Annotated in this window: 25 protein-coding genes and 1 tRNA gene; 10 read left to right on the plus strand and 16 right to left on the minus strand. The window is 38.9% G+C overall.

The features are described 5' to 3' along the window. Positions 1-9: 9 nt before the first annotated feature. The 5 genes from ftsA to pheA all read left to right on the plus strand — a co-directional run bounded on the left by ftsA (position 10) and on the right by pheA (position 6,506). Positions 10-1,299, plus strand: a complete 1,290-nt coding sequence (gene ftsA / locus O1Q80_RS04760) for a cell division protein FtsA (RefSeq protein ID WP_386695996.1) — start codon at positions 10-12, stop codon at positions 1,297-1,299. A gap of 84 nt (positions 1,300-1,383) precedes the next feature. Further along, on the plus strand, positions 1,384-2,592 hold the full coding sequence (gene ftsZ / locus O1Q80_RS04765; RefSeq protein WP_386695998.1) for a cell division protein FtsZ: 1,209 nt from the start codon (positions 1,384-1,386) through the stop codon (positions 2,590-2,592). Between the two features lie 39 nt (positions 2,593-2,631). Further along, positions 2,632-3,549, plus strand: a complete 918-nt coding sequence (gene lpxC, locus O1Q80_RS04770; RefSeq protein ID WP_386689853.1) for a UDP-3-O-acyl-N-acetylglucosamine deacetylase — start codon at positions 2,632-2,634, stop codon at positions 3,547-3,549. Positions 3,550-3,625: 76 nt separating this feature from the next. Then, positions 3,626-5,272 carry a bifunctional UDP-sugar hydrolase/5'-nucleotidase UshA gene (ushA, locus tag O1Q80_RS04775; RefSeq protein ID WP_386696000.1) on the plus strand — a complete coding sequence of 549 codons (1,647 nt, stop codon included), beginning with the start codon at positions 3,626-3,628 and terminating at the stop codon, positions 5,270-5,272. A 76-nt stretch (positions 5,273-5,348) separates the two neighbouring features. Next, positions 5,349-6,506: a prephenate dehydratase gene (gene pheA / locus O1Q80_RS04780; protein ID WP_386689857.1), complete on the plus strand. Its 1,158-nt coding sequence runs from the start codon at positions 5,349-5,351 to the stop codon at positions 6,504-6,506. Positions 6,507-6,565: 59 nt separating this feature from the next. Here pheA and rnb read toward each other — a convergent pair whose 3' ends face one another. The 5 genes from rnb to O1Q80_RS04805 all read right to left on the minus strand — a co-directional run bounded on the left by rnb (position 6,566) and on the right by O1Q80_RS04805 (position 10,577). Then, the gene (gene rnb, locus O1Q80_RS04785) at positions 6,566-8,560 is read right to left on the minus strand and encodes an exoribonuclease II (RefSeq protein WP_386696002.1); all 1,995 of its coding nucleotides are present in this window, start codon (positions 8,558-8,560) and stop codon (positions 6,566-6,568) included. Between the two features lie 72 nt (positions 8,561-8,632). Beyond that, a complete protein-coding gene (locus O1Q80_RS04790; RefSeq protein ID WP_386689861.1) occupies positions 8,633-9,421 on the minus strand; it encodes an SDR family oxidoreductase in 789 nt (262 codons plus the stop codon). A gap of 83 nt (positions 9,422-9,504) precedes the next feature. Next, a complete protein-coding gene (locus tag O1Q80_RS04795) occupies positions 9,505-9,774 on the minus strand; it encodes a hypothetical protein (RefSeq protein ID WP_386696004.1) in 270 nt (89 codons plus the stop codon). A gap of 11 nt (positions 9,775-9,785) precedes the next feature. Beyond that, positions 9,786-10,187 (minus strand): phage holin family protein, encoded by a 402-nt coding sequence (locus O1Q80_RS04800; protein ID WP_386689866.1) that lies wholly within the window; start codon positions 10,185-10,187, stop codon positions 9,786-9,788. A 78-nt stretch (positions 10,188-10,265) separates the two neighbouring features. Beyond that, the gene (locus tag O1Q80_RS04805) at positions 10,266-10,577 is read right to left on the minus strand and encodes a YqjD family protein (protein ID WP_386690212.1); all 312 of its coding nucleotides are present in this window, start codon (positions 10,575-10,577) and stop codon (positions 10,266-10,268) included. Between the two features lie 299 nt (positions 10,578-10,876). On the opposite strand from O1Q80_RS04805, the gene O1Q80_RS04810 reads away from it, so the two are divergent. Next, positions 10,877-11,170, plus strand: coding sequence for a BrnT family toxin (locus O1Q80_RS04810; protein WP_386690214.1), 294 nt, complete (start codon positions 10,877-10,879; stop codon positions 11,168-11,170). After that, entirely contained in the window at positions 11,130-11,375 is a 246-nt protein-coding gene (locus O1Q80_RS04815) for a BrnA antitoxin family protein (protein WP_386696006.1), read from the plus strand. Before O1Q80_RS04810 ends, O1Q80_RS04815 begins: the two co-directional genes overlap by 41 nt. A gap of 90 nt (positions 11,376-11,465) precedes the next feature. Here the strand turns inward: O1Q80_RS04815 and O1Q80_RS04820 are convergent, their stop codons facing one another. From O1Q80_RS04820 to O1Q80_RS04850, 7 genes are all read right to left on the minus strand, one after another. Further along, the gene (locus tag O1Q80_RS04820) at positions 11,466-12,236 is read right to left on the minus strand and encodes a Nif3-like dinuclear metal center hexameric protein (protein WP_386689870.1); all 771 of its coding nucleotides are present in this window, start codon (positions 12,234-12,236) and stop codon (positions 11,466-11,468) included. Between the two features lie 3 nt (positions 12,237-12,239). Continuing rightward, positions 12,240-13,091, minus strand: coding sequence for a metal ABC transporter permease (locus tag O1Q80_RS04825; RefSeq protein WP_386696008.1), 852 nt, complete (start codon positions 13,089-13,091; stop codon positions 12,240-12,242). Next, positions 13,091-13,945, minus strand: coding sequence for a metal ABC transporter permease (locus tag O1Q80_RS04830; RefSeq protein WP_386696010.1), 855 nt, complete (start codon positions 13,943-13,945; stop codon positions 13,091-13,093). The genes O1Q80_RS04825 and O1Q80_RS04830 overlap by 1 nt, the downstream gene beginning before the upstream one ends. Further along, entirely contained in the window at positions 13,945-14,832 is an 888-nt protein-coding gene (locus O1Q80_RS04835) for an ATP-binding cassette domain-containing protein (RefSeq protein ID WP_386696012.1), read from the minus strand. Before O1Q80_RS04835 ends, O1Q80_RS04830 begins: the two co-directional genes overlap by 1 nt. Next, complete coding sequence (locus tag O1Q80_RS04840) at positions 14,832-15,713, minus strand: metal ABC transporter substrate-binding protein (protein ID WP_386696014.1); 882 nt, start codon at positions 15,711-15,713, stop codon at positions 14,832-14,834. The genes O1Q80_RS04835 and O1Q80_RS04840 overlap by 1 nt, the downstream gene beginning before the upstream one ends. A 134-nt stretch (positions 15,714-15,847) precedes the next feature. Beyond that, a complete protein-coding gene (locus tag O1Q80_RS04845) occupies positions 15,848-16,177 on the minus strand; it encodes a TusE/DsrC/DsvC family sulfur relay protein (protein ID WP_386696016.1) in 330 nt (109 codons plus the stop codon). A gap of 86 nt (positions 16,178-16,263) precedes the next feature. After that, complete coding sequence (locus O1Q80_RS04850) at positions 16,264-16,938, minus strand: Bax inhibitor-1 family protein (protein WP_386689888.1); 675 nt, start codon at positions 16,936-16,938, stop codon at positions 16,264-16,266. 202 nt (positions 16,939-17,140) lie between these two features. Here O1Q80_RS04850 and O1Q80_RS04855 point away from each other — a divergent pair. Continuing rightward, positions 17,141-17,230 (plus strand) — tRNA-Ser (locus O1Q80_RS04855). Positions 17,231-17,305: 75 nt separating this feature from the next. Here the strand turns inward: O1Q80_RS04855 and O1Q80_RS04860 are convergent. From O1Q80_RS04860 to O1Q80_RS04875, 4 genes are all read right to left on the minus strand, one after another. After that, on the minus strand, positions 17,306-18,496 hold the full coding sequence (locus O1Q80_RS04860; protein ID WP_386696018.1) for a JmjC domain-containing protein: 1,191 nt from the start codon (positions 18,494-18,496) through the stop codon (positions 17,306-17,308). A 15-nt stretch (positions 18,497-18,511) separates the two neighbouring features. Further along, positions 18,512-18,871 carry an RnfH family protein gene (locus O1Q80_RS04865; RefSeq protein WP_386689894.1) on the minus strand — a complete coding sequence of 120 codons (360 nt, stop codon included), beginning with the start codon at positions 18,869-18,871 and terminating at the stop codon, positions 18,512-18,514. Positions 18,872-18,883: 12 nt separating this feature from the next. Beyond that, positions 18,884-21,763, minus strand: a complete 2,880-nt coding sequence (glnE, locus tag O1Q80_RS04870) for a bifunctional [glutamate--ammonia ligase]-adenylyl-L-tyrosine phosphorylase/[glutamate--ammonia-ligase] adenylyltransferase (protein ID WP_386696020.1) — start codon at positions 21,761-21,763, stop codon at positions 18,884-18,886. A 121-nt stretch (positions 21,764-21,884) separates the two neighbouring features. Continuing rightward, positions 21,885-22,208, minus strand: coding sequence for a DUF5339 domain-containing protein (locus O1Q80_RS04875; protein ID WP_386689898.1), 324 nt, complete (start codon positions 22,206-22,208; stop codon positions 21,885-21,887). Positions 22,209-22,730: 522 nt separating this feature from the next. Between O1Q80_RS04875 and O1Q80_RS04880 the strand changes: the two genes are divergently transcribed. Both O1Q80_RS04880 and cydB read left to right on the plus strand, forming a co-directional pair. Further along, positions 22,731-24,293: a cytochrome ubiquinol oxidase subunit I gene (locus O1Q80_RS04880; RefSeq protein ID WP_386689900.1), complete on the plus strand. Its 1,563-nt coding sequence runs from the start codon at positions 22,731-22,733 to the stop codon at positions 24,291-24,293. A gap of 14 nt (positions 24,294-24,307) precedes the next feature. Continuing rightward, positions 24,308-25,444: a cytochrome d ubiquinol oxidase subunit II gene (gene cydB / locus O1Q80_RS04885; protein WP_386689902.1), complete on the plus strand. Its 1,137-nt coding sequence runs from the start codon at positions 24,308-24,310 to the stop codon at positions 25,442-25,444. The last annotated feature ends 27 nt before the right edge of the window (positions 25,445-25,471 follow it).

The raw sequence follows: 25,471 nt of genomic DNA on the forward strand, positions 1-25,471 counted from the left end.
GTGATGAATATGGCAAAAATTGTAGAATCAAACATTATTGTTGGATTAGAAGTCGGCACATCAAAAGTGGTGGCTGTGGTTGGTGAAGTATTACCTGATGGCGTTGTAAATGTGTTGGGTTATGGGAGTTGTCCATCTAAAGGTATTGATAGAGGTAGCATTAGTGATTTATCTGCGGTGGTAAAATCTATTCAGCGTGCGATTGAAAGTGCAGAAGCAGTGGCGGATTGCCAAATTATGTCAGTTACATTAGCAATAACTGGGAAACATATCCAAAGTTTCAATGACAGTGGTTTAGAGCCGATTGCTAATAATGAAGTGACTCAGGAAGAAATTGATTCAGCTATGCACACCGCAAGTTCGGTCAAATTGCCCGAAGGTTTATCTTTATTACATGTTATTCCGCAAGAATTTGCCGTTGACCAACAACAAAATATAAAAAATCCGTTGGGTTTACAAGGCATGCGTTTAAAAGCACAGGCTCATCTTATCGGTTGTCATCAGGCTTGGTTAAGTAATCTACAAAAAGCAGTAGAACAGTGTGGTTTAAAAGTAGATAAAGTGGTCTTTTCTGGCTTGGCATCAAGCTATTCAGTATTAACCGAAGATGAAAAAGATTTGGGCGTTTGCTTGATAGATTTTGGTGCTGGTTCCATGGATATCATGGTATATACCAACGGAGCATTACGCTATAGCAAGGTACTCCCTTATGGTGGCAATGATATTACCGATTTTGTAGCTCAGAGTTTAACCACATCTCGCCATGAAGCCGAAAATATTAAAATTAATTATGGAAGTGCGGTCAATCCTAGCCAAGATTTAATTGAACATTTTGCCAAGAAAAAGGTCGAAGTAGCAGGACTAGGTGGAGAGACTGCTCGTACCTTTAGCAAAGCACAAATTGTAAATGTGACATCAAAATGTTATTCTGATCTGTTGTGGGTGGTAAAAAATGAGTTAGATAATTTACGCCAAGAGCTGATTAAGAAAGATGTTAAAGCAGATTTAATTGCAGGTATTGTGTTAACTGGTGGTGGAGCGAATATGGAAGATATTGCAAAATGTGCTACAGAAATCTTTGGTCTTCATGTTCGGGTTGGAAATCCATTGAATATCACAGGATTAACTGATTATGTAAATAAACCACAATATGCGACTGTACTCGGCTTATTACAATATAGTCATGATAATGATGGAGAAGATGGAACCACTGGTAATGATACAACATCTGGAGGTTTTTTACGCAGAATTTATGATAAAACGAAAGAAATTTTAAAGAAAGTTGGCTCGGAATTTTGATAATTTTGCATTTTTCATCTACAATAGGAAAAATTTTAGAATAGTTTATGTGCTAGGCTCGTTTAGCACCTACGGAGAATATAAATGTTTGAACCTGTACAATATGATTTTGATGATGAAGTTGGTCGCACGCTGATTAAAGTGGTCGGTGTCGGTGGTGGCGGTGGTAATGCTGTTAACCATATGATGGAGAGTTTACTAGGTAATGGAGGTTCGCTAGTTGGAGAAGATTCTTTTGCTAGTGATGAACATGGCGAAATTATCTTTTATGCAGTGAATACAGATGCTCAGGCTTTACGCAAAAGTAGGGTTCAACAAACCGTACAAATCGGTGCAGAAACCACACGTGGTTTAGGGGCAGGGGCAAATCCAAATGTAGGGCGTAAAGCTGCCGAAGATGATCAAGATGCAATTCGTGCGATGCTTGAGGGTGCGGATATGGTATTTATTGCAGCAGGTATGGGCGGTGGTACAGGTACAGGTGCCGCTCCTATTGTTGCACAAGTAGCAAAAGAATTAGGTATTCTTACTGTTGCAGTAGTAACTAAACCGTTCTCCTTTGAAGGTAAAAAACGTATGGCATTTGCGGAATTAGGTATTAAAGAGCTATCCAAACACGTTGACTCTTTAATTAGTATTCCGAATGAAAAATTATTGAAAGTATTAGGTAAAAATACCACGTTAGTTCAAGCATTTTCTGCAGTAAATGATATTCTTCGTAATGCGGTTACGGGTATTTCTGATATGATTACTTCTCCAGGGCTAATCAATGTTGACTTTGCTGACGTACGTACAGTAATGTCAGAGATGGGACGAGCTATGATGGGATCGGGTATTGCTAAAGGTGCATCAAGTGATGGACGTGCCGAAAAAGCTGCTCAAGATGCGGTGGCAAGCCCATTGTTAGAAGATGTCGATTTATCTGGAGCTAAAGGGGTATTAGTCAATATTACCGCTGGTTTAGACTTGGGTTTAGATGAATTCTATGCGGTAGGTGATATTATTCGTTCTTTTGCTTCAGATGAAGCAACCGTTGTGGTGGGAACCAGTTTAGTTCCAGATATGTCAGATGAAATTCGTGTGACCATTGTCGCTACGGGTATTGGTGATTTTGAAGAACCTGTAGCAACTTTATCTTCAATCGCAGGTCAAGGATCATCCCAAAATCTGCAACAGGGAGGACAAAATGTTCCACCACCACGAGAAGAAATAAAAAGACCTGCACCATTAGGTGAAAATACCTTTATTCCAGGCAATAGTGTGCCACATTTTTTACGTGGCAATAATAACTAAACAAAATAGTTAATATTTTGGATAAAGTTGAGACAAAATATGATTAAACAAAGAACATTAAAACAAAGCATTAAAGTGACTGGTGTGGGATTACACAGCGGTAATAAAGTGACTTTGCATTTACGCCCAGCTGCGGTGAATACGGGGGTGATTTATTGTCGTACCGATCTTAATCCGCCTGTTAGTTTCCCTGCGGATGCAAAAGCTGTACGTGATACCATGCTTTGTACTTGTTTAGTGAATGATGAGGGCGTGCGTATTTCTACTGTTGAACATCTTAATGCAGCTTTAGCAGGGTTAGGCATTGATAATGTGATCATTGAAGTTAACGCTCCAGAAATTCCGATTATGGATGGTAGTGCAAGTCCGTTTATTTATTTATTACTTGATGCTGGCATCGAAGAACAAAATGCGGCGAAAAAATTTATTCGTGTAAAGAAAACGGTACGAGTAGAAGATGGTGATAAATGGGCGGAAATTAAGCCTTATAGTGGTTTCCGTTTGAATTTCACGATTGATTTTAATCACCCAGCGATTCCAAAAAAATTAAGCCATTATAAATTGGATTTTTCAGCACAAAATTTTGTGCAACAAATTAGCCGAGCAAGAACCTTTGCTTTTATGAAAGATATTGAATATCTTCAATCACAAGGTTTGGCTTTAGGTGGTAGTTTGGATAATGCTATCGTATTGGATAATTACCGTGTGCTAAACGAAGATGGTTTACGTTTTAAAGACGAATTAGTTCGCCATAAAATGTTGGACTCTATCGGTGATTTATATATGTGCGGTCACAACCTTATCGGTGAGTTTAGTGCGTATAAATCTGGACACGGCTTAAATAATAAATTATTACGAGCTTTATTAGATAATCAAGAGGCTTGGGAATTTGTGACCTTTGAAGATAAACAAGTCGTGCCAAAAGGTTATATGATAACACAGCAAGTGTTAATTTAATAAAATTGGTTAAAAAGCTATACTTTTTTGAGTATGGCTTTTTTTGTATCTATCATTTCATTTAGAAGGACTTATTATGAAAATTTTGTCAAAAATGACCGCACTTTCTATGGCGTTGCTTGCTGCTTCAGCCATGGCATATCAACAAGATAAGACTTATCATTTTACCGTATTACATACCAATGATTTACACGGACACTTTGCTCCAAATGACAAAGGCGAGTTTGGTTTAGCTGCTCAAAAAACATTAATTGACCAGATCAAAACAGAAGTCGAAAAACAAGGAGGAACAGTGGTCTTACTCAATGCGGGAGATGTGAATACGGGTGTACCAGAATCCGATTCACAAAATGCCGAACCCGATATTCAAGCGATGAATATGGTCGGTTATGAAGCCATGACATTAGGTAATCATGAATTTGATAATCCATTGCAACTACTTGATATGCAAGAGAAATGGGCAAAATTTCCATTCTTGAGTGCAAATATTTACTTGAAAAAAACAGGTAAGCATTTAGTGAAACCTTATACCATTTTAAATAAACAGGATTTAAAAATTGCTGTCGTGGGCTTAACTACGGAAGACACGGCAAAATTAGGTAATCCTGAATATATGAATTTGATTCGTTTTGATGATCCAACGGAAACAGCGAAAAAAGTCTTGGCGGAGTTGGCACAAAATGAAAAGCCAGATGTAAAAATTGCCCTGACTCACATGGGGTATTATTATGATGGTAAATTTGGCTCAAATGCACCAGGTGATGTATCAATGGCACGTAAGTTGGATAAAGGTGCATTTGATATGATTATCGGTGCTCACACCCATGACCCTGTTTGTGTAGATGAAAAAGGCGTATGGATTGAAAACTATAAGCCAACAGATCCTTGTAAACCTGATTATCAAAATGGCACATGGATTATGCAGGCTTACGAATGGGGCAAATATTTAGGTCGAGCAGATTTTAGTTTTAAAAATGGCGAATTAAAATTAGAACATTATCAACTTATTCCCGTAAATTTGAAGAAAAAAGTTAAGACAGCAGAGGGTAAAACCGAATATCAATTCTATACTAATGAAATTCCACAAGATCCCGAAGTGGCAAAATTGGTCAAATCTTATCAAGAAAAGGGTAACGAATTATTGGGTGAAAAAGTGGGAAGTGTTAAAGGTAAATTAGAAGGTGATCGTACGGTAGTTCGCTTTAAACAAACTAACTTAGGGCGTTTAGTGGCAGAAGTAGAACGGGATAAAGTCAACGCTGATGTAGGACTTGTGAATTCAGGTGTCGTGCGTGATTCTATTAATGAGGGTGAAATTACCTATCGTGATATTTTGAAAGTATTACCTTTTGGTAATGCAGTAAGTTATGCTGATTTAACTGGACAAGAACTACAAGACTATTTAAACGTGGTGGCATTAAAAGAAACCGATTCTGGTGGTTATCCGCAATTTGTTGGAATTTCTATGGTAGTAGATTATGCGAATAAAACTGTCACGGAGATTAAAATCAAAGGCGAGCCATTAAATCTAAGCAAAAAATATCGTTTATCTTTGCCAAATTATAGTGCCTCAGGTGGTGACGGTTATCCAGTATTGAAAAATCATCCAAGCTATGTGGATTCTGGCTTTATTGATGCCGATGTGATGAAACAATATTTACAAAAACATTCACCATTGGATGCTAGCAAATTTGAGCCAAAAGGCGAGATTATTTATCGTTAATCTTAGCCCTATGCTATAATCGGGTCTGTTGAAAGTTCATCAGACCCTCATTTTTATTACAGGATATTGTTATTTTATGGCACAGGATTTAACCGAAATTCGTCAGCAAATTACCCAAATTGACCGTAGTTTACTAAAATTGTTATCGGAACGTCATCGTTTGGCGTTTGATGTGGTGCGGAGCAAAGAAATTACCCAAAAACCCTTACGTGATGAAGAACGTGAGCAAATCTTATTACAAGAATTAGTCAATTTTGCGGAAAGCCAGAATTATCAGCTTGAACCACAATATATTACCCAAATTTTTCAGCGGATTATTGAAGATTCAGTAGTAACACAACAGGTTTATTTACAGAAAAAACTCAACCAACAACGTGAGCAGAATATTCATATTGCTTTTTTAGGCAAACGTGGCTCTTATTCACATTTAGCGGCTCGTAATTATGCCACACGTTATCAAGAACAATTAGTAGAATTAAGTTGTAGTTCCTTTGAACAGATTTTTGATAAAGTCAAATCAGGTGAAGCTGATTTCGGGGTGTTGCCGTTAGAAAATACCACATCAGGTTCCATTAATGATGTGTATGATTTATTACAACATACCGATCTCTCGTTGGTGGGAGAATTAGCCTATCCCATTAAACATTGTGTGCTAGTGAACGAACAACAGGATCTTAGTCAAATTGATACGTTGTATAGTCACCCACAAGTCATTCAGCAATGTAGCCAATTCATTCGTAGTTTGGATCGTGTGCATATTGAATACTGTGAAAGTAGCTCGCATGCCATGGAATTAGTCGCCAGTTTGAATAAACCGAATATTGCCGCCTTAGGTAATGAAGATGGTGGTCATTTATATGGTTTGCGAGTATTAAAAACGGATATTGCAAATCAACCCAATAATATTACCCGTTTTATTGTACTAGCGAAAGAACCTTTATCGGTTTCGCCACAAATTGCCAGTAAAACCCTGTTATTAATGACCACTCGCCAACAGGCGGGTGCGTTGGTTGATGCGTTGTATGTGTTTAAGAAACACCAAATTAATATGACCAAACTCGAATCTCGCCCAATTTATGGTACGCCATGGGAAGAAATGTTTTATTTGGAAATTGAAGCCAATATTCATCATCCCAACACCCAACAAGTGTTGCAAGAATTAAAAGAATATAGTACTTTTTTGAAAGTATTAGGTTGTTACCCGAGTGAGATTGTCAAGCCTACCAAGGCATAGATTAGTATGTTCTCTGCCCCTATAGATACTAAATATTATGAAGGGGCAGATTTATTACTTTAAATCACTAACTCCCCAATTAAACTCCGAGTTTCAAGTTTGACTTCATTTAGCTGAATTTTAACAATATCACCAATTTTATAACAGCGTTCCCCCTTGATATATAACGCAATTTCATCAGAATTGACTTCCATTTCGTCTTTATTCGGGTGAATGGTGGAGGCTGGAATAAACACGCTTGCCCCATTTTCTAACAGTTGCACACGTAACCCCCCACGCATTACATCTTGTATTTCCGCCTCAAATTGTGGTTTTTCTGCCACTTTTTCATTCAGATAACGGCAATATAACCAATCGGCAATATCCCGTTCTACTAAGCGATTTTGACGGCGTGATTCTTGCAGACGTGCCAAAATGTCATCTGATGATTTAATGAAAGGTAAGTTCTCTCCTTGCTGGTTGGCTATCGCGGTTTTGATTAAGCGATGATTAACCATATCGGAATATTTGCGGATTGGGGATGTCCATGTGGCATAACCTGTTAATCCTAAGCCAAAGTGCGGTGCTAATTCTGCTTTAAATTCGGCAAAGGTTAAGAAACGACGTAGGCGGAATTCGTAATAATCACCTGCAAATGGTTCAATGTCATGTCGCATTTGGCAATAGCCATTGAGTGTAGTTAAGTTTTCTACGGAATAACGTTGTTCTAATTCTGCTCGATTATCATCATTAGCAAAATTCGCCATTAAGAAATGGTGAGCATTAGTCAGAAATTTATTATCAAAACCTTTATGGACGTTGAAAATGCCTGTTTTAGCTTGTTCATCAAGATAATGTGCTGCACAAATATTAGCGATAATCATAGATTCTTCCACGATTTGATTAGCAATACGGCGATGTTCAGCTTTGATGTCTAAAATATGCCCATTTTCTGCAAGCACAAAACTATAATCTGGTTTTTCTTTAAATAATAAACCGTGCGTTTTACGCCATTGAATACGAGCCAACGCAAATTGGTGTAAATTGTTGACCTGTTCTGCTATTTCCGTTGTTTCAGGTTGCCACGCATTAGGTTGTTGCTCCAGATAATCAGATACCTTGTTATAAGCCAGTTTCGCTTTGGATTGCACATAAGCGGAAACAAAATAAGGTTGGTTTGTGATTTCGCCCTTAAGATCGGTTTCAATATAACAAACTAAGGCTGGGCGAGTTTTATTTGGCATTAAAGAACAAAGATCGTCTGATAATTCCCGTGGCAGCATAGGAATGTTAAAGCCAGGTAAATAATTGGTGAAACAGCGTTGTTTTGCATCTTTTTCAATTTGTGAATTGACATCAATATAAGCAGTCGGATCAGCAATCGCCACCACTAAACGCCAGCCTGTTTGTGCATTATTTTGCTCGATCTTTTCGATATATAAAGCATCGTCCATATCCTGCGTGGTTTCGCTGTCAATGGTGATAAAATGAAGTGCGGTTAAATCTTCACGAGTTTGTTGATCGAGCATAGCATAGCTATCCTGTCCTTGCACGGGATAGCGAGATTGTTGATGACGAGCCAACGTCACCCACCACGGAGCAAATTCATCATCTGCACGGCAAATAAATTCACTGACCTGAGCAAATAGAAAACGATCATCACGTAGTGGGTGTGTTTTAAGGGTTGCCACTACCCAGTCACCTTCTTTTAATTCTTCAGGCACGGATTTTAATTGAACGGCACCGATCGGCTGATTAATATTAGGGTGATCCACTAATACTTGTAATTTATTGTCTTTATTAAACCGCACTTTAGCGATAAAACGGGTGAGCATGGTTTCCACTAATTCTTCGGGAACGGCTTGCTTTTTATCGCCCACTTCTTCGATCACGGCTTTAATTTTGTCGCCGTGTACGACTTTTTTCATATCGGGAGGGGCAATAAAAAAGGTGTCTTTATCAGTTTCGAGGAAACCATAGGCTTTATCTGTACCTTTTACCGTGCCTTCGACACGTACTTTGCTATCGTGAAGTTGTTGTTTGAGTTGAGAGAGTAGGGGATTGTTTTGAAACATTTTTATTGTCTTATAAAATAATATACGGGCGAACACATCGGTTCGCCCATACAAAAATACGAAAAACTAGGTTTATTCTTCGCCTAATTCGCCCATTGCGGTGATACTAAAGCCTGCATCAACGTGCAAGATTTCGCCTGTTACGCCAGAGGCTAAATCAGAACATAAGAATGCAGCAGAATTGCCTACGTCATCAATAGTCACGGTACGGCGTAATGCGGCGGTGTTTTCAAATGCTGCTAACATTTTCTTGAAGTTTTTAATACCAGATGCTGCGAGCGTACGGATTGGACCTGCGGAAATAGCGTTCACACGAATACCGTCTTTACCTAAATCTGCTGCCATTACACGTGTTGCGGCTTCAAGCGAGGCTTTGGCTAAACACATGACGTTATAGTTTGGAATCGCACGTTCTGCCCCTAAATAAGACAGGGTTAAAAGAGCAGCATTTTGATTTAACAAAGGGCGAGCAGCTTGAGCCATTGCTACAAAGCTATAGGCACTAATATCGTGAGCAATACGATAGCCTTCACGAGTCGCTGCATTTACATAGTCACCATCTAATTGGTCACCTGGTGCGAAAGCAATAGCATGCACAAAACCATCAAATTTTTCCCAACTTTTGCTTAATTCCGCAAAGCAGTGTTGAATACTTTCATCAGTTGCAACGTCTAATGGCAACACAATATTTGAACCAAATTCTTTGGCAAATTCTTCCACCCGTGGTTGTAATTTATCGTTTAAATAAGTGAAAGCAAGTTCAGCACCCTGTGCTTTCATGGCTTTTGCAATACCATAAGCAATAGAGCGATTACTTGCAAGACCTGTTACTAAAATTCGTTTACCTGTTAAGAAACCCATAATATGTCCTAGTTTTAAGATGTGATTAAGAAATTTTGCTTAGTATAAGGGAAAAAAGAAATAACGTAAATCTGACTTAAGAATTATTTTTGCTTATTATTTAATAGATAGATCGCCCCTAATCCCAGAGCAGAGTAAGTTAATCCGCGAACTGATAACAATTTCCGATTGATTAAAGAAAGTAACAAGGCACGGACGGCAGGTTGTGATAAAGTTGAGCTGATACTTTTTAGTTGTGCGACAGGATCGGATATGTTTTGCTTTGTACGCAATCCCTGAGCTAATAATTTCATACGCAAGGCATCGCCTTTCATAATCAGTAATTCTTTTTCTTCAGCAAATTGATCTTTCATTTTTCCCCCGCTTATTCATGTTTATTCGTGCTGTTAGCCGCTTGTTTTAGGGTGGCAATATCTAATTTTACTTCCTCAAGCGTATTTTGCATAAAAGTGCGTTGTTTTTTTAAGGAATTTAAAATAATGAAAATAACCGCCACCGCCAATAATAAGGTAATACCGCTAATGGTTAAAAAAGCAATAAGTCGTTGGCTGGGATCTTCAAAATAGACATTAACGGCAAACAGACCGCTGATAAGGGTGATAAGCAAAAAAACAATGAATAATAAAGCCGAAATAAGCGTTATGACTAATTGTTCTTTTTGTTGAATCAGTTCGATACGAGCCATATCTAAGCGAACTTGTGCTAATTCAAGTAACGTAATCAGCATATTTTTTACACCCGTTTTAATATTTTGAATTGCTTGCATCGGATTTCCTTAGCATAGAATATGAATTGAGTTGCCTGTGGCGAACAAGCAACTCAAGGTGAGAATTAATCAGATTAATTATCTTTTACTGACTAATACGCCTAATAATAAGCCAATAACACCTGCTACACCAATAGCTTTATAAGGGTTTTCTTGCACAATCTCATCAGTTTGTTTGACGACTTGTTTTGCCCCTGCAATGGCATCTTCTTGTAAACTCGCAAATTTTTCTTTTGCATCACCTACACGAGAACTTAATTTTTCTTTCAATTTTTTTAATTCGGCTTCGCCAGATTTACTTTTTTCGTCAAATAGTTCTTCCGCATTAGTTAAAATATCGCGGATTTCATCTAATAACTCTTCACGTTTTTTATCGAATTGACTCATAATGCTCTCCTTAATTTATTTTATTGTTTTAAATATCTAGCCATCAGTTGGTTAATGACTAGACACTTTTATAATAAACACACTTTGGTCGTTATGTCAAATTCTGTCAAAACTAATACTATTTTATGGTTTATCAGATTTTTTATGTTGCACTATATGGATCAATACCCATAAATTATCCTTATTTTTGTGATTTAGATTCCAAAAACTGCGGTGAAAAGTAGCATTGTTTTTTAGTCTTTAGGTAAGATTGATGTAATTAAAAATTATTGTATATACAGAAATGTAGAGTTATAATGTTTATGTTACAAATTGAATTTGATTCTAAAAAACGAGAGATAACGTTACTTGAAAGAGGGCTGGATTTTACAGTAGCTAATGAAATCTTTGAGGGAAAGCATTTTACGTTGGAAGATACGAGGCACAATTACGGTGAAATTCGTTATATTTCTATTGGGAAGCTACAGTCAACGCAAATTGTTGTTATTGTTTGGACATATCGCCCTAATTCAATCAACCCAACCCACAGACGTATTATTTCAATGAGGAAAGCCAATGAGCGAGAAATTAGAAAATATCAACAATACCTTAGATGAAGCACCAGAGCTTGATGATGCTTATTTTGTGCAGGCAGATTTATATCAAGGTGACAAATTGATTCGCCGTGGTCGCCCAAGATCAGCCCAAACTAAAGTAGCTGTGTCTATTCGTTTAGATAAAGAGATTGTCGATCACCTTAAAAATTCTGGTGCTGGCTGGCAGACCAGAGTGAATCGTATTTTGCGAAATAGTTTATTGTAGGGGATTATGGAATGTCCCGATCTGGTAAACTTTTTGCCCCTGAATTGGCGAGGCTTTCTGCATGGCGAATTAAATAAATGGTTTTCATCATTATGCTGGATTATCAATATCGACAAATTCCACTTCAAACCCATATTCGTTTGCAAGCCATTCACCTAATGCTTTGATTCCACAACGTTCGGTGGCGTGATGTCCGCAGGCGAAGTAGTGAATCCCTTGTTCGCGGGCGGAGTGAGTGGTTTGTTCGGAAATCTCACCGCTGATAAAGGCATCACAGCCTTGTGCATAAGCCAGATCGATATAGCCTTGACCGCCACCTGTGCAAATGCCGATTTTTTGGATAAAGTGCGGTGCATTTTTATTGAATTTTTCCACCTCACAGGTGAGTGGGGTTTTGCCTAATCGTTGTGTAATACGTTGGCTAAATTCCTGTACGGAAACGGGTTGGATTAATCTTCCCCACATCGGAATACTGCTTAAACCTTGTTCCAACGGTTGTAAATTTTCAATGCCGAGCAGTTTGGCAAGCAAGGCGTTGTTGCCCAATTCAGGGTGAATATCCAACGGTAAATGATAGCCGTATAAATTGATGTCATTGACTAACAAGCGTTTAATCCGTTCGCCTTTCATGCCTCGAATACAAGGATTTTCGCTTTTCCAGAAGTAGCCGTGGTGGACTAAAATCGCATCGGCATTTTGCTCAATGGCGTAATCAATTAAGGCAAGGCTTGCGGTTACTCCCGTGATGATTTTTTTGATTTCCGCTTTGCCCTCTACTTGTAATCCATTGGGAGCGTAATCATTAATGGCTTGAGTATTTAATTTTTGGTTAATTATTTGTTCTAATTGAAAATTATTCATTTTTTACACCGCACTTTTTATCTCTTTAATGGATTGCATTGTAAACTTTGAGTAAATCAATGCCAACATGAAAATCACCGCTTGTAACAAAATAATACAAGGACCAATATCTGCATTAAGATGAAAACTGATTAATGTGCCTAAGAAACTGGACAGTACGGAACTGAGCATGGCGATGGCGATCATATAGTCAAATTTTTTGGTCAGCATAAAGGCGGTAATCCCAGGTGAAATCAGCATGGCGACCACTAAAATCACCCCTACCACTTGCATGGCGGCGACAATGGTGAGAGCCAATAGGGTTAATAGACCATAATGCAATATTCTCGGAGATAACCCCGCCACCCGAGCATGGCTTGGGTCGAAACAGAAAAGTAAGAAATCACGGCGTTTTAATAACATAGTGAAAAAAATAACCGCCGAAACCACTAAAATTTGCAGGAAATTTTCAACGCCTACACCGAGCAAATTACCAAATAAAACGTGGGTCAAATGTTGGTCACTTTCTACTTTGACAAACAGCACCAGTCCAAAGGCAAACATGCCTGAAAACACAATGCCCATCACGGTATCTTCTTTAATTCGGCTGTTTTCTTTTAAATAGCCAATGGCAAGCGAGCAACACAAGCCCGATAAAAATGCCCCGAGCATCAACGGCAGACCGCACACATAAGCGATAACAATACCAGGTAACACGGCATGCGAAATGGCATCGCCCATTAATGACCAACCTTTTAACACCAAATAGCAAGATAACACGGCACAAACGATAGCGACCACAATCGCTGTGGCTAATGCCATTTGCATAAATGGGTAAGAGAGCGGTTCAATAAACCAATTCATCAAGGTTTCCATTAGCGATTCTCCACAGTCACAGGCGGTTTGTTTCGCATAAATACACCATATTTAGGCGAGAAAAAGAACGCTAACAAAAATAATAAGGTTTGCAGGCAGATGATTAATCCACCCGTTGCACCGTCTAAGAAATAGCTAATATAAGCCCCTACAATGCTGGTGCTAATGCCTAGGCATACCGCAATAATAATCAGTTTATGGAATTTATCGGTGAGTAAATAGGCGGTCGCACCTGGGGTAACCACCATTGCGATGACTAAAATTGCCCCTACGGTTTGTAATGCTGCCACAATACAAGCACTTAACAGGCTGAAAAATAACACTTTATAACGATAAGGCGATAAACCTACCGAAATAGCTTGAATTTCATCAAAGAAAACCAACAATAAATTTTTCCAAAACAGCAGTAATAATACGCTACTGATGGTAATAATAATGGCGATTTGTATAACATCTTCATCGGCAATGCCTAAAATATTGCCTAGCACAATGCTTTGTACATCAACGGAAGTCGGGTTGAGTGAAACGATTAATAAACCAACAGCAAAAAAAGTAGTGAAAATAAAGCCGATAATTGCATCTTCTTTGAGTTTAGTGATGGATTTTACCCATAAAATTGACAGTGCGGCTAAAATGCCTGAAAAAAATGCCCCTACCGAATAAGGTAAAGATAAGGAATAAGCAATGGCGACACCGGGTACGACCGAATGAGAAAGGGCATCGCCAATCAGTGACCAACCTTTCAGCATTAAATAAGCGGATAAAAAGGCACAAATCCCCCCAACGCCAGCACTTACCCAAATGGCTTTGACCATATAATTGTAATTAAAGGGTTCAAGTAAAATGTCTAACATTATGGCTGTTCCTGTACATCTTTTTTGCTGATTGGAGCGGGCGGATCGATTTTGGTTTGCCCATAGAACACGGCAGGGCGTTCATCATCGGTTAAAACGGTGACTGCCCGTTGGTCTTCATCATCATGTAAATCTCGATTGGCGAGCTTAACGTGACGTAATACACCGCCGAACAGTTTTTCCAGATTGTGTTGATTGAACGTAGTTTCCGTTGAGCCTGCGGCGATTATTGTGCGGTTAATCATTACTACTTGATCGCAAAAATCAGGGACAGAGCCTAAATTGTGGGTGGAAACTAAAATTAAATGCCCCTCTTGACGTAATTGACCGAGTAAATCCACGATCGCGTTTTCCGTTTTTACATCGACCCCTGTAAAGGGTTCATCTAATAAGATGACTTTACTTTGTTGGGCTAATGCACGAGCCAAAAAGACCCGTTTTTTCTGACCGCCTGAAAGTTCACCAATTTGACGGTCTGCCAAATGCGAAATATCCACCCGTTCCATTGCCTGTTGTACTTTTTGTTTATCAAGTGCGGTGGGAATTCGCAGAAAATTCATATAACCATAACGCCCTTGCATCACCACATCATACACGGAAACAGGAAATTGCCAGTCCACATCTTCACTTTGTGGTACATAGGAAATCAGGTTCTGTTTAAGGGCTTTTTCCACTGGCAAATGGCAAAGCTGAATATTGCCTTGTTGATAGCGGATCAAGCCCATAATGCTTTTAAATAAAGTCGATTTACCGCCACCATTGACACCGAGCAAGGCACAGATCGTCCCTCCCTCCAGTTGGAATGAAACATCTTGAATCGCAATATGTCCGTTGTTATAACGAACGGTCACATTTTCAACCTGAATGGCAGCAGTAAGGTTTGACATTATTTTTCGAATCCTTTTACAACAGTAGAAACCGTGGTTTTTAATAAATCAATATAGGTTGGCACAGGACCATTGGCAGCAGACAGAGAATCCACATAAAGCACACCGCCAAATTTTGCTCCCGTTTCTTTTGCCACTTGTTTCATTGGTTTATCTGAAATGGTGCTTTCACAGAAGACCACAGGGATATTGCTTTTACGTACTGCATCGATCACTTTGCGTACTTGTTTTGGGGTGCCTTGTTGCTCGGCATTGACTGCCCAAAGATAGAGTTCGTGATAACCATAATCTTTGGCTAAATAGCTAAATGCCCCTTCGCAACTGACTAACCAACGTTTATCTTCAGGTACTTGCATCAATTTTTCACGCAACGGTGCATCTAAGGCTTTAATTTGCTCCGCATAAGCTGCAGCATTTTTGCTGTAGATTTCCGCATTGGCAGGATCGTATTTGATAAAGGCATTTTTAATATTCTCAATATAGATCAACGCATTTGAGGTTGACATCCAAGAATGTGGATTCGGTTTACCTTGATATTCGCCTTCATAAATAGATAATGGCGTAATTCCCTCTGTTACCACCACGGCGGGTACGTCTTTCATATTCTGGAAAAATTTCTCAAACCAACGTTCAAGGTTCAAGCCGTTCCATAAAATTAAATCCGCTGATTGAGCCTGTACCAAATCTTTCGGGGTTGGTTGATATTCGTGAATTTCCGCTCCGGGTTTGGTAATAGAATGCACCTCAGCGGCATCTCCAGCCACATTTTGGGCAATATCCTGAATAACCGTAAAAGTTGTTACCACTTTAAATTTGGCATAACCTGCCGTGGCGACCGCACTCAATAGGGTAACTAACATGAGATTAACAAGTTTTTTCATATTTTCTCCTTAAATTAAATGAAAATTTAAACTGCAAAGTTAACATGATTGCTAATTGCCCCACGAATTATAGGTATATTTCCTCAGCTGTCAAGCGATAACCATTCTCATTATCATATTGATTATCATTTGGCTTATAAGCATTTTGCTGGTTTGGGTAATCCAGCGAGTTTTGTCGCTTGCTTGGCTGGACCGTCAGGAAAAAGACGTTGTAAATAGCGACTATTACCTTTATCTTCACCTAATTTCTGAGCCATGGCTTTCACTAACATTCTAATTGCGGGTGAAGTTTTATATTCTTCATAGAACGAGCGTACAAAATAAATGACTTCCCAATGGGCTTCAGTGAGCTGCAAATTTTCTTTTTCTGCGATGGCTAACGCAACATCTTTGTTCCACTGAGTTAAGTCCAACAAATAACCTGCGGCATCTGTGTCTATTTGGATTTGATTGACTTCCAGCATAGATTATTCCTACTTTTAATCTGATTATAACAAAAAAACGTCCCATAATAGGGACGTTTGATGATTATTTTGTAAATTTAGTCAAATTAATCATCACCACGGAAAATACTGAGTAAATTTAATAAGCTAATAAATAGGTTATAAATTGAAACGAACAGACTTACCGTAGCACGAATATAATTGGTTTCACCACCGTGAATAATATTACTGGTTTCAAATAAAATACCTGCAGCGGAGAATAATACGAATAAACCGCTTATTGCCACTTGCAAGGCTGGCATTTGTAAGAAAATATTGGCGATCATACCGATCAATAATACGATAAATAAAGCAAACATCATGCCAGATAAGAATGACATATCTTTCTTCGTGGTCAGCACATAAGCCGAACAGGCGAAGAATGTTGCCGCAGTTCCGCCTAAGGCCAATACAATGGTGTCACCTAAGCCTGCACCGACATAAGCATTTAAAATCGGTCCGATGGTATAGCCAAGAAAACCAGTAAAGGCAAACACCGCTAAAATGCCAGCAGCACTATTCGCCAAGGCATTAGTTAGGAATAGTAAACCATAGAAACCGACTAACATCACGATAATCCCTGGATAAGGTAGATTTAATGACATGGAAATATAAGCCACAACAGCCGCAAATGCCAATGTTAGACCTAATAAAAAGTAAGTGTTGCGTAACACTTTGTGGGTTTGTAGTAGTGATTCAGATTGCTCACGACCATCAAAAACAATACGAGATTGCTGTTGCATAGGTTTTTCCTCTAAAGATAATAAAAATGACTAGCGTTAAATTAATGTTAAATGAATGAAAAGTCAAAGTATTTCGAACTCATCATAACAGAATATGGGGGATTTGTATAAAATATCAACTGTTAAAGCTGAAATAGTAAAATTTAGTTTACTCAACCTAAAAACTATATTATATTTCACCGCACTTCAACAGAAGATCTGCGGAGGAATGGTCGAGCGGTTGAAGGCACCGGTCTTGAAAACCGGCGAGGGTTTACGCCCTCCGTGAGTTCGAATCTCACTTCCTCCGCCACTCAATTTTAAAAGCCGTTATCTTTTGATAACGGCTTTTTTACCAATGATTGATATAATAAATCTATTCGTATTCTTATTTAATCACCACCCAGCCATCATCGACCCAGTTGCAAATACTGTCTATTAATAAAGCAATATCAATATCGTCATCTGTTAACTGTTGAATTGCCGATAAATCAAGCTGTTCACCATCCGCAAGGGCTTTTAAAATGGCTTTTTCCAATGGGTTTAACTCATCTAACCATTCACCATTGGCGTAAATTTCTAATTCAGGTTGCTCAAGGTAAGCCAGTTTACAATTATTATCCTGTGAAATCACTGCACTTTCGTCTTGCAATAATGCCAGAATTTCATCAGGATCTGCCACATCATCAGACACCAACATTTCATAACGGCGTGCTGTGACGGTTTGGGCGAGAGCCTGTTGGAACAAGCGATCAAATTCTGCCGATTGAGCCAATTTTTCAATCAGTTGGGCTTTTATCACTTGAATTTCAGGTTGTCCTAGTTTGCCTGTGGCTTGTGGCGTTTGCTCCAAACGCAGTGGCAATAAAAAGGTGGAAAGATCAATGTCAGGATTTTTATGGCAGAACCCTTTATTCACATTGTCTAAAATATCGCTCAAATTGGGGTAACGCAAGCCGAAAGAAAAGGTTAAACAATCGCTTTCTGCCACGCCAAAATGTGCCATTCTGGCAGGAACATAGAGAATATCGCCGGGATTCATCACTTCATCAATCACCAACTCACCCATATCATCAAAAATACGGATCGGCTGATTGGGTTTAAATTCGGTACAAGGATCACACCATTTGCCCAGTTGCCAACGGCGTTGACCGTAACCTTGTACAAGGAATACATCATATTCATCATAATGTTTCCCTACCGAACCGCCTTTGGGGGCGTAAGATACCATAATATCGTCCCGTTGCCATTGGGGAATAAAGCCAAAGGCATTCCAAAGATCACCGAGTTCCGTTGACCATTGTTCTAAATTTTGCACTAGCACTGACCAGCGTGCAGGCAAATTGTCAAAATCCTGTTCTGAAAGAGGACTAAAACTCACTTTCCAATCATCATCGGCATAGGTTTTTACCAGCCGTGCCGTGACATCTTCATTTTGTGCCAATTCAATAATATCTTCTGGCTCAAATTGCCCCACAATTTGTGGCAAGCCATTACGAATAATTAACGGTTTTTTCTGCCAATAATCACGTAGGAAAATCTCTGGGGTGATGTGTTCGGGTAAGCAATAGTTAGTCATTTTGTTCTTCCTTTTTTAATGTGCTTTTTTATGCTGTTCTTTTTCTGATTTCTTCTTCTCCGCTGCTTCTTTCGCCTGTTCTTCCGCTCGTTTACGGCGGATTTCTTTTGGATCAGCGAGCAATGGTCGGTAGATTTCAATGCGGTCACCATTATTGACAGGATCGGTGAGTTTCACAGGGCGACTAAATATCCCTACCTTGTTTTCTCGCAAATCAATGTCAGTATATTGTTGTAAAATGCCTGATTGTAAAATGGCAGCTTGTACCGTAGTACCTTGTTTTACCTGTAATTTCTTTAAGAAATAGGATGTTGGGTAGGCGTAAGCTATTTCAATTTCAATGTTTGTTTCTGTGTTTTTTTCGGTTTCTGTCATACTAGGGAGTGTTTATTGTGTAAAAAGTTCTTTCCAAATTTTCTGAATAAATAACCGCACTTCGCTAAATTCACTGGCATCCACGATGGTTTTCACACCGAGTAAATTTAACTGATGAATACGGTTGCGTAAGCTAGTGTAGCAATGTTTGAGCTGTTCCGCCGTTTCTAGGCTGATAACCTTAAATTCTGCCATTTGCTCAAAAATTCGCACATTATCTGACCAATAGGCTAACGCCACATTGTTTGGGGCATTGGCTAACACCAAATATTGAGCGATAAATTCAATGTCTGTAATGCCGCCTTGATCGGTTTTAATGCTGAATTTTTCGGGATCGTGGTTGGCTAAATGCTGGTACATTTTATCACGCATTTCCAATACGTCTGTTTTTAATTTTTGCAAATCTCGTGGGGTCGCCAAAATTTCCGTGCGAATTTGCTCAAATTGTTGGCGAAGTTTTGGCTCGCCATACACAGCTCTTGTGCGTACTAAAGATTGATGTTCCCACGTCCACGCATCGTTTTGTTGATATTTTTTGAACGCATCAAAAGAATTACACAGCAAACCTGCATCGCCAGAGGGTCGCAGGCGTAAATCCACGTCATACAGCACGCCAGCACTGGTGTTCATACTAAAAATACTGACGATTTTTTGGGCAAGGCGTAAATAAAATTGGAAATTATCCACGGATTTTTTGCCGCCTGCGGTTTGTCCTTGCACGCCGTCATACAAAAACACCAAATCCAAATCGGATTTATAGCCCAATTCAATGCCCCCGAGTTTGCCGTACCCCACTACCACAAAGCCTTTTTTGTTGTCGGTTAAATGAGTCGGCGTGCCAAAACGAGCGGTCACTTGTTGCCACGCCAAATTTACCACCGCTGCAATAATGGCTTCGGCTAAATAGGTGAGATGATCGCTCACTTTCATAATCGGCAACACGCCGAGAATATCGGCGGCGGCAATGCGGAGCAGAGTAATTTGCTTAAATTGACGCAAGGCGTACAGGATTTGTTCTTCGTCATCAGGCGGCAAACGCAGTAAATATTGTTGTAATTCAGCAGGATATTGCTCAAAGTGCGGTGGATTTTGTAGGCTTTTTTGATCGAGCAATTCGTCCAACAAAATCGGGTGGTGAGCCACTTGATCGGCAATCATTTTGGATTGGGAACAAAGCGACAGCAGTTGGGTTAGCACCTGCGGATTTTCCAATAACAGCTCTAAATAGGTGGTGCGAGAGAGAATTTGCTCCACAATATTTAACATTCTTGGTAATAGGGTTAAATAGGCATCGTGACTAAAAATTTGATGAAATAATTGGGGCAATAATTTATTGAGCGTTTCTTGCCCACGGTTGCCAATGACACGGCGTTCTAGTTCGTGGCGGAATTTGTGTAAATGGTCTAAAATTTCATCAAAATGGGCTTCAGGAATTTGCTGTTCAGCGAGTAGCTGTTCCATTTCCGTTTCATTCATTTCCAGCAAATCTTGCCATCCGTTGTCGGCATTGCTTTCTGTGGGTTCTTTTTCATCGCCAATTAATTCATCAAAAACGCACCGCACTTTTTGCTGATGTTGTTGTAATACCGCATAAAAACTGTCCCAATCGTGGATGGGATAACGCAGGGTTTCGGGTTGATTATCCGTATTGAATTGGGTGAATTCTGCACAAGTGACAACCAAACGAGCCTGATCTTGCGGATCAGTGGGTAATAGTTGCGTTTGCTTGTCATTAATGGCTTGCAACACATTTTCCGCACGGCGTAAAAACAAGTAGGCTTGAGTGAGATCGTGGCGTTGCTCAGGCGGTAATAAGCCTAATTTTTCTAATTCTGGCAATAGGTTAAGCAGTGAATGTTGTTGCAAGCTGATTTCTCGTCCGCCGCGAATTAATTGGAACACTTGCACAATAAATTCCACTTCACGAATCCCGCCAGCCCCGAGTTTGATGTTATCATTTAAGCCACGGCGACGAACTTCTCGCTCAATTTTGCCTTTCATTTCACGCAAAGATTGAATCACGCTAAAATCAATATAACGGCGATACACAAATGGGCGGAGCAGTTGGCGTAAAGCAATCACGTTCGGATCTTGCGGATTGTAGCCCAAAATTCGCCCTTTAATCATCGCATAACGTTCCCAATCTCGCCCTTGTTCTTGATAATAGGTTTCCATAGCGGCAAAACTTAACGCCAACGCCCCACTGTCGCCAAAAGGACGAAGTCGCATATCGGTGCGATACACAAAGCCGTCTGGCGTGAATTGATCCAACGCATTGACTAATCGCTGCCCGAGTCGCACGAAAAATTTTTGATTATCAATGGCTTTGCGACCACCCACAGTTTCGCCTGCCACAGGGTAGGTGAAAATCAAATCAATATCGGAAGAAAAATTCAGCTCAAAACCCCCGAGCTTGCCCATACCCAAAATATACAGTTGTTGCGGATTGCCTTGCTCATCGCAAGGTGTTCCCATTTCTTGACAGGCTTGTTTATATAGCCAATCTCTTGCCCCAATAATCAGGCTTTCGGCTAATTGCGAGAGAAGAATAAAAATTTGTTCCACCGTGCCGATATTTAGACTTTGGCAAATGCTTAACACCGCCATTTCACGATTGCGAAATTGGCGTAAGACTTTATAAAATTGTTCTTCGCTATCTGTTTGATCTAATTCGTTATTTAAACGGGGGAAATAGTGATCGCCATCAGGTAATTCAGGTAAGTTTTCCAAACATTCTGCTAAAAAGTGCGGTTGTTTTTTAAAGACTTCTAATAGGAAATCTGACATGGCGACCGCATGGTTTAATTTGTCTAAAAGTGCGGTGTTTTTTTCGGCTGTTTTTTCGGGGAAGTGGGTTTGGATAAGGTGTTGTAGTTTTTCTGAATTTGTCATTTTTTCCCCGTACTAGCGTACGGGGTTACGCATGGTGTCGCTACGCCGTAGCTTAATAGATCGAAGAGAGATACCGAGCATGATTACTTTAGTCACCCCATACGAGAGTATAGGGTAAATACTAGTTTACATGATCTTCATTTGCTTTATGTAATTTACTGAGTTTTGCTAAACCTTGGTCGCAACTTTTAATTTGTGTTGCTACTTCCATTTCTAGAATTTGTTTTTTGCTTTGATTCAGTTTATTTTGGATTTTATGTAATTGAGTATGTGTACCTGGTTGGCGTTGAGCTTCGGTAAATAATTTTTCAGTTTCGCTAAAAAGTTTTTGGCATTGTTCTGGGATTTCTGTGGCATCTGTTGTTGCTGATACAGAAAAACTAGATAACAATGATAATGCCAATGTCAAACACAGTGTGGCACATTTCGTTGTTATTTTAATCATACTAGGTCTATCCTTTGATTGAACGGTTAAAATGGGACTTAATTTAGTACATAATTCCCACAAGTTTCGTGAAAATATCAGAGATTTAATTAAAAGTCTATATTTTTTTATGGAATGGTGGCATTTATTTTCAGTCTGAATGATTTTATGTTATTTAACTAAACATTGCATAAGCAGATGCGATGTTAATCTTTTGTTAAAAGGAATTTGATTTTGCGAAAGATCAAATGCGAGAGGCGAAATAATTTTACCTTTTTTTTGATTTAGATCTATAAATGTGATCTATATAACATTTTTTCTGTTTTTTATCCGCATAAAAAGTAGTAGAATAGCCAGCGATCTTGGATTGTTTTGATAATCTCTTATTAATTAAATGAGTAAAGATTGTTAAATAAATTTATATAAAAGGTTACTTTTAATGTTAAACACTGGTTGAACATTAAAAGATAAAATTGGGGTGATTACTTCTTTATTATAGTAATCTAGTAATAATCTTGTAGCATATTTACAAGGAGTTGTGAGATGTTAGACGTTGTTGAACTCTCTCGTTTGCAGTTTGCATTAACAGTGTTATATCACTTCTTGTTTGTTCCTTTAACATTAGGTCTTTCCTTTATTCTTGTCATTATGGAAACAACTTATGTGGTTACAGGCAAACAAGTTTATAAGGATATGACAAAATTCTGGGGTAAGTTATTTGCCATTAACTTTGCTCTTGGGGTAACCACTGGTATCACCATGGAATTTCAATTTGGTACTAACTGGTCGTATTATTCTCATTATGTAGGGGACATCTTCGGTGCTCCTTTAGCTATCGAAGCATTATTAGCCTTTTTCTTAGAATCAACCTTTGTGGGGTTATTTCTATTTGGTTGGGATCGTTTATCTAAAAAACAACACTTAATTTCTACTTATTGTGTAGCATTTGGTTCAAATCTATCTGCAATGTGGATCTTAGTTGCTAACGGTTGGATGCAATATCCTGCAGGTTCAGAATTTAATTTTGAAACCATGCGAATGGAAATGACTAGCTTTTTAGATTTATGGTTAAATCCAACCGCACAAAATAAATTATTACATACTTTATCAGCGGGTTATGTATCTGCTGCGATGTTTGTATTAGCTATCAGTGCATTCTATATTTTAAAAGGTCGTGACATTGGTTTTGCTAAACGTTCTTTTTCTATTGCTGCAACCTTTGGTTTAGTCGCAACTATAGGTGTTATTGTGATGGGTGATGAGTCTGGCTATGAAGTTGGTCAAACACAACCTGTTAAATTAGCTGCTATGGAAGCCGATTGGGAAACTCAACCCGCACCTGCTTCTTGGCATTTATTTGCGATTCCTAATCAGGCAGAACGTAAAAATGATGTAGAATTTTCCATTCCATTTATGGGGGGAATGATTGCAACTCGTTCACTTGATGGCACATATCCTGGTTTGAGAGAATTAGAAGCAACCAATACACAACGTGTACGTAACGGTATTGTCGCTTATGGTTTACTTGAAGAATTACGTGCTCAGAAAAAAGCGGGTAAAGTTGACGAAGCAACTAAAGCGAAATTCTTAGAAGTGCGTAATGACTTAGGTTATGGTTTATTATTAAAACGCTATACTAATAAAGTCATTGATGCCACTGAAAGCCAAATTAGAGCGGCTGCTAAAGATAGTATTCCTAATGTTGCTCCAGTATTCTGGTCATTCCGTGTCATGGCAGGGCTTGCAGGTGTTATCGGATTATTAATTTTCGGTGCATTTGTACAAAGTATTCGTGATAAAGCACATAAAACGCCATTGCTACTTAAAGCACTATTGTGGAGCTTGCCATTACCGTGGATTGCTATTGAATCAGGTTGGTTCTTAGCCGAGTACGGTCGTCAACCTTGGGCAATTCAAGATGTTCTGCCTGTGGGTATTGCCAATTCATCATTAAGTACAGGTGATCTTTGGTTCTCAATCGGCTTACTCTGTGCCTTATATACAATATTCTTAGTAGCAGAAATGTATTTAATGTTTAAATATGGTCGTCTTGGACCAAGTGCATTAAAAACAGGTCGCTATTATTTCGAGCAATCAACTAAATAAGTAGGAGTTAGACAATGATTGATTATGAAATTCTACGCTTTATTTGGTGGATTCTAGTTCTTGTCTTGTTAATCGGTTTCTGTGTAACAGACGGTTTTGATATGGGCGTATTAACTTTATTACCTTTTGCAGGTAAGAAAGAAGTTGAAAAACGTGTCATGCTTAACACCATTGCGCCACACTGGGACGGTAACCAAGTATGGCTATTAACCGCTGGCGGTGCAATGTTTGCCGCATGGCCTATTGTTTATGCGGTATCTTTCTCTGGCTTTTATATTGCCATGATCTTAGTTTTAGCCGCATTATTTTTCCGTCCAGTAGGTTTGGAATATCGCGCTAAAATTGAGGACGTAACTTGGCGTAAAGCATGGGATATTGGTTTATTCATTGGTGGTTTTGTGCCGTCATTAATATTCGGTGTGGCATTTGGTAACTTATTACAAGGTGTACCATTTGAATTCAACGATATTATGCAAATCAAATACACTGGTTCATTCTTTGAATTATTAAATCCGTTTGCGTTACTTTGTGGTTTAATTAGCTTATCTATGCTAACAACACAAGGTGCTGCTTGGTTACAAATGAAAACTACGGCAGAATTACGTAATCGTGCCAGAACTATTTCACAAGTAGGTGCATTTACAACCTTAGTGACATTCGCTCTTGCTGGTGTATGGTTATTATTTAAAGATGGCTTTGTAGTCACTAGCGTTGTTGATCATAATGCTGTATCTTCACCATTAGGTAAAACGGTAACACTTGAAACGGGTGCATGGTTCAAAAATTATAACGACATTCCGTTGTTATATATTTTCCCTGTCTTAGCAGTGATTGGTGCGTTATTAAATATCGCAGCCTCTAAAGCTAACCGTTCAGGTTTTGCATTCTTCTTCTCATCATTAACCATGTTGGGTATTATTGTAACCTGTGGCGTATCAATGTTCCCATTTGTTATGCCATCAATTACACACCCTGATATGAGCTTATTAATGTGGGATGCAACTTCAAGTCAATTAACTTTACAAATAATGTTGTTCTGTGCATTAGTATTTGTAGTAATTGCCTTGTCTTATACAATTTGGTCATACTACAAAATGTTTGGTCGAATCGATGCTAAATACATCGAAGAAAACAAAACGACAGCATACTAAGAAGGAGAATACTATGGTATATGCAAT

Source organism: Lonepinella sp. MS14435, from assembly GCF_042485795.1.
Classification (GTDB): domain Bacteria; phylum Pseudomonadota; class Gammaproteobacteria; order Enterobacterales; family Pasteurellaceae; genus Lonepinella.

What these genes read in the sequence shown, in the direction of transcription:
- ftsA (WP_386695996.1), top strand. Translation starts at nt 10, where the DNA reads ATGGCAAAAATTGTAGAATCAAACATTATTGTTGGATTAGAAGTCGGC.
- ftsZ (WP_386695998.1), top strand. Translation starts at nt 1,384, where the DNA reads ATGTTTGAACCTGTACAATATGATTTTGATGATGAAGTTGGTCGCACG.
- lpxC (WP_386689853.1), top strand. Translation starts at nt 2,632, where the DNA reads ATGATTAAACAAAGAACATTAAAACAAAGCATTAAAGTGACTGGTGTG.
- ushA (WP_386696000.1), top strand. Translation starts at nt 3,626, where the DNA reads ATGAAAATTTTGTCAAAAATGACCGCACTTTCTATGGCGTTGCTTGCT.
- pheA (WP_386689857.1), top strand. Translation starts at nt 5,349, where the DNA reads ATGGCACAGGATTTAACCGAAATTCGTCAGCAAATTACCCAAATTGAC.
- rnb (WP_386696002.1), bottom strand. Translation starts at nt 8,560, where the DNA reads ATGTTTCAAAACAATCCCCTACTCTCTCAACTCAAACAACAACTTCAC.
- O1Q80_RS04790 (WP_386689861.1), bottom strand. Translation starts at nt 9,421, where the DNA reads ATGGGTTTCTTAACAGGTAAACGAATTTTAGTAACAGGTCTTGCAAGT.
- O1Q80_RS04795 (WP_386696004.1), bottom strand. Translation starts at nt 9,774, where the DNA reads ATGAAAGATCAATTTGCTGAAGAAAAAGAATTACTGATTATGAAAGGC.
- O1Q80_RS04800 (WP_386689866.1), bottom strand. Translation starts at nt 10,187, where the DNA reads ATGCAAGCAATTCAAAATATTAAAACGGGTGTAAAAAATATGCTGATT.
- O1Q80_RS04810 (WP_386690214.1), top strand. Translation starts at nt 10,877, where the DNA reads ATGTTACAAATTGAATTTGATTCTAAAAAACGAGAGATAACGTTACTT.
- O1Q80_RS04815 (WP_386696006.1), top strand. Translation starts at nt 11,130, where the DNA reads ATGAGCGAGAAATTAGAAAATATCAACAATACCTTAGATGAAGCACCA.
- O1Q80_RS04820 (WP_386689870.1), bottom strand. Translation starts at nt 12,236, where the DNA reads ATGAATAATTTTCAATTAGAACAAATAATTAACCAAAAATTAAATACT.
- O1Q80_RS04825 (WP_386696008.1), bottom strand. Translation starts at nt 13,091, where the DNA reads ATGGAAACCTTGATGAATTGGTTTATTGAACCGCTCTCTTACCCATTT.
- O1Q80_RS04830 (WP_386696010.1), bottom strand. Translation starts at nt 13,945, where the DNA reads ATGTTAGACATTTTACTTGAACCCTTTAATTACAATTATATGGTCAAA.
- O1Q80_RS04835 (WP_386696012.1), bottom strand. Translation starts at nt 14,832, where the DNA reads ATGTCAAACCTTACTGCTGCCATTCAGGTTGAAAATGTGACCGTTCGT.
- O1Q80_RS04840 (WP_386696014.1), bottom strand. Translation starts at nt 15,713, where the DNA reads ATGAAAAAACTTGTTAATCTCATGTTAGTTACCCTATTGAGTGCGGTC.
- O1Q80_RS04845 (WP_386696016.1), bottom strand. Translation starts at nt 16,177, where the DNA reads ATGCTGGAAGTCAATCAAATCCAAATAGACACAGATGCCGCAGGTTAT.
- O1Q80_RS04850 (WP_386689888.1), bottom strand. Translation starts at nt 16,938, where the DNA reads ATGCAACAGCAATCTCGTATTGTTTTTGATGGTCGTGAGCAATCTGAA.
- O1Q80_RS04860 (WP_386696018.1), bottom strand. Translation starts at nt 18,496, where the DNA reads ATGACTAACTATTGCTTACCCGAACACATCACCCCAGAGATTTTCCTA.
- O1Q80_RS04865 (WP_386689894.1), bottom strand. Translation starts at nt 18,871, where the DNA reads ATGACAGAAACCGAAAAAAACACAGAAACAAACATTGAAATTGAAATA.
- glnE (WP_386696020.1), bottom strand. Translation starts at nt 21,763, where the DNA reads ATGACAAATTCAGAAAAACTACAACACCTTATCCAAACCCACTTCCCC.
- O1Q80_RS04875 (WP_386689898.1), bottom strand. Translation starts at nt 22,208, where the DNA reads ATGATTAAAATAACAACGAAATGTGCCACACTGTGTTTGACATTGGCA.
- O1Q80_RS04880 (WP_386689900.1), top strand. Translation starts at nt 22,731, where the DNA reads ATGTTAGACGTTGTTGAACTCTCTCGTTTGCAGTTTGCATTAACAGTG.
- cydB (WP_386689902.1), top strand. Translation starts at nt 24,308, where the DNA reads ATGATTGATTATGAAATTCTACGCTTTATTTGGTGGATTCTAGTTCTT.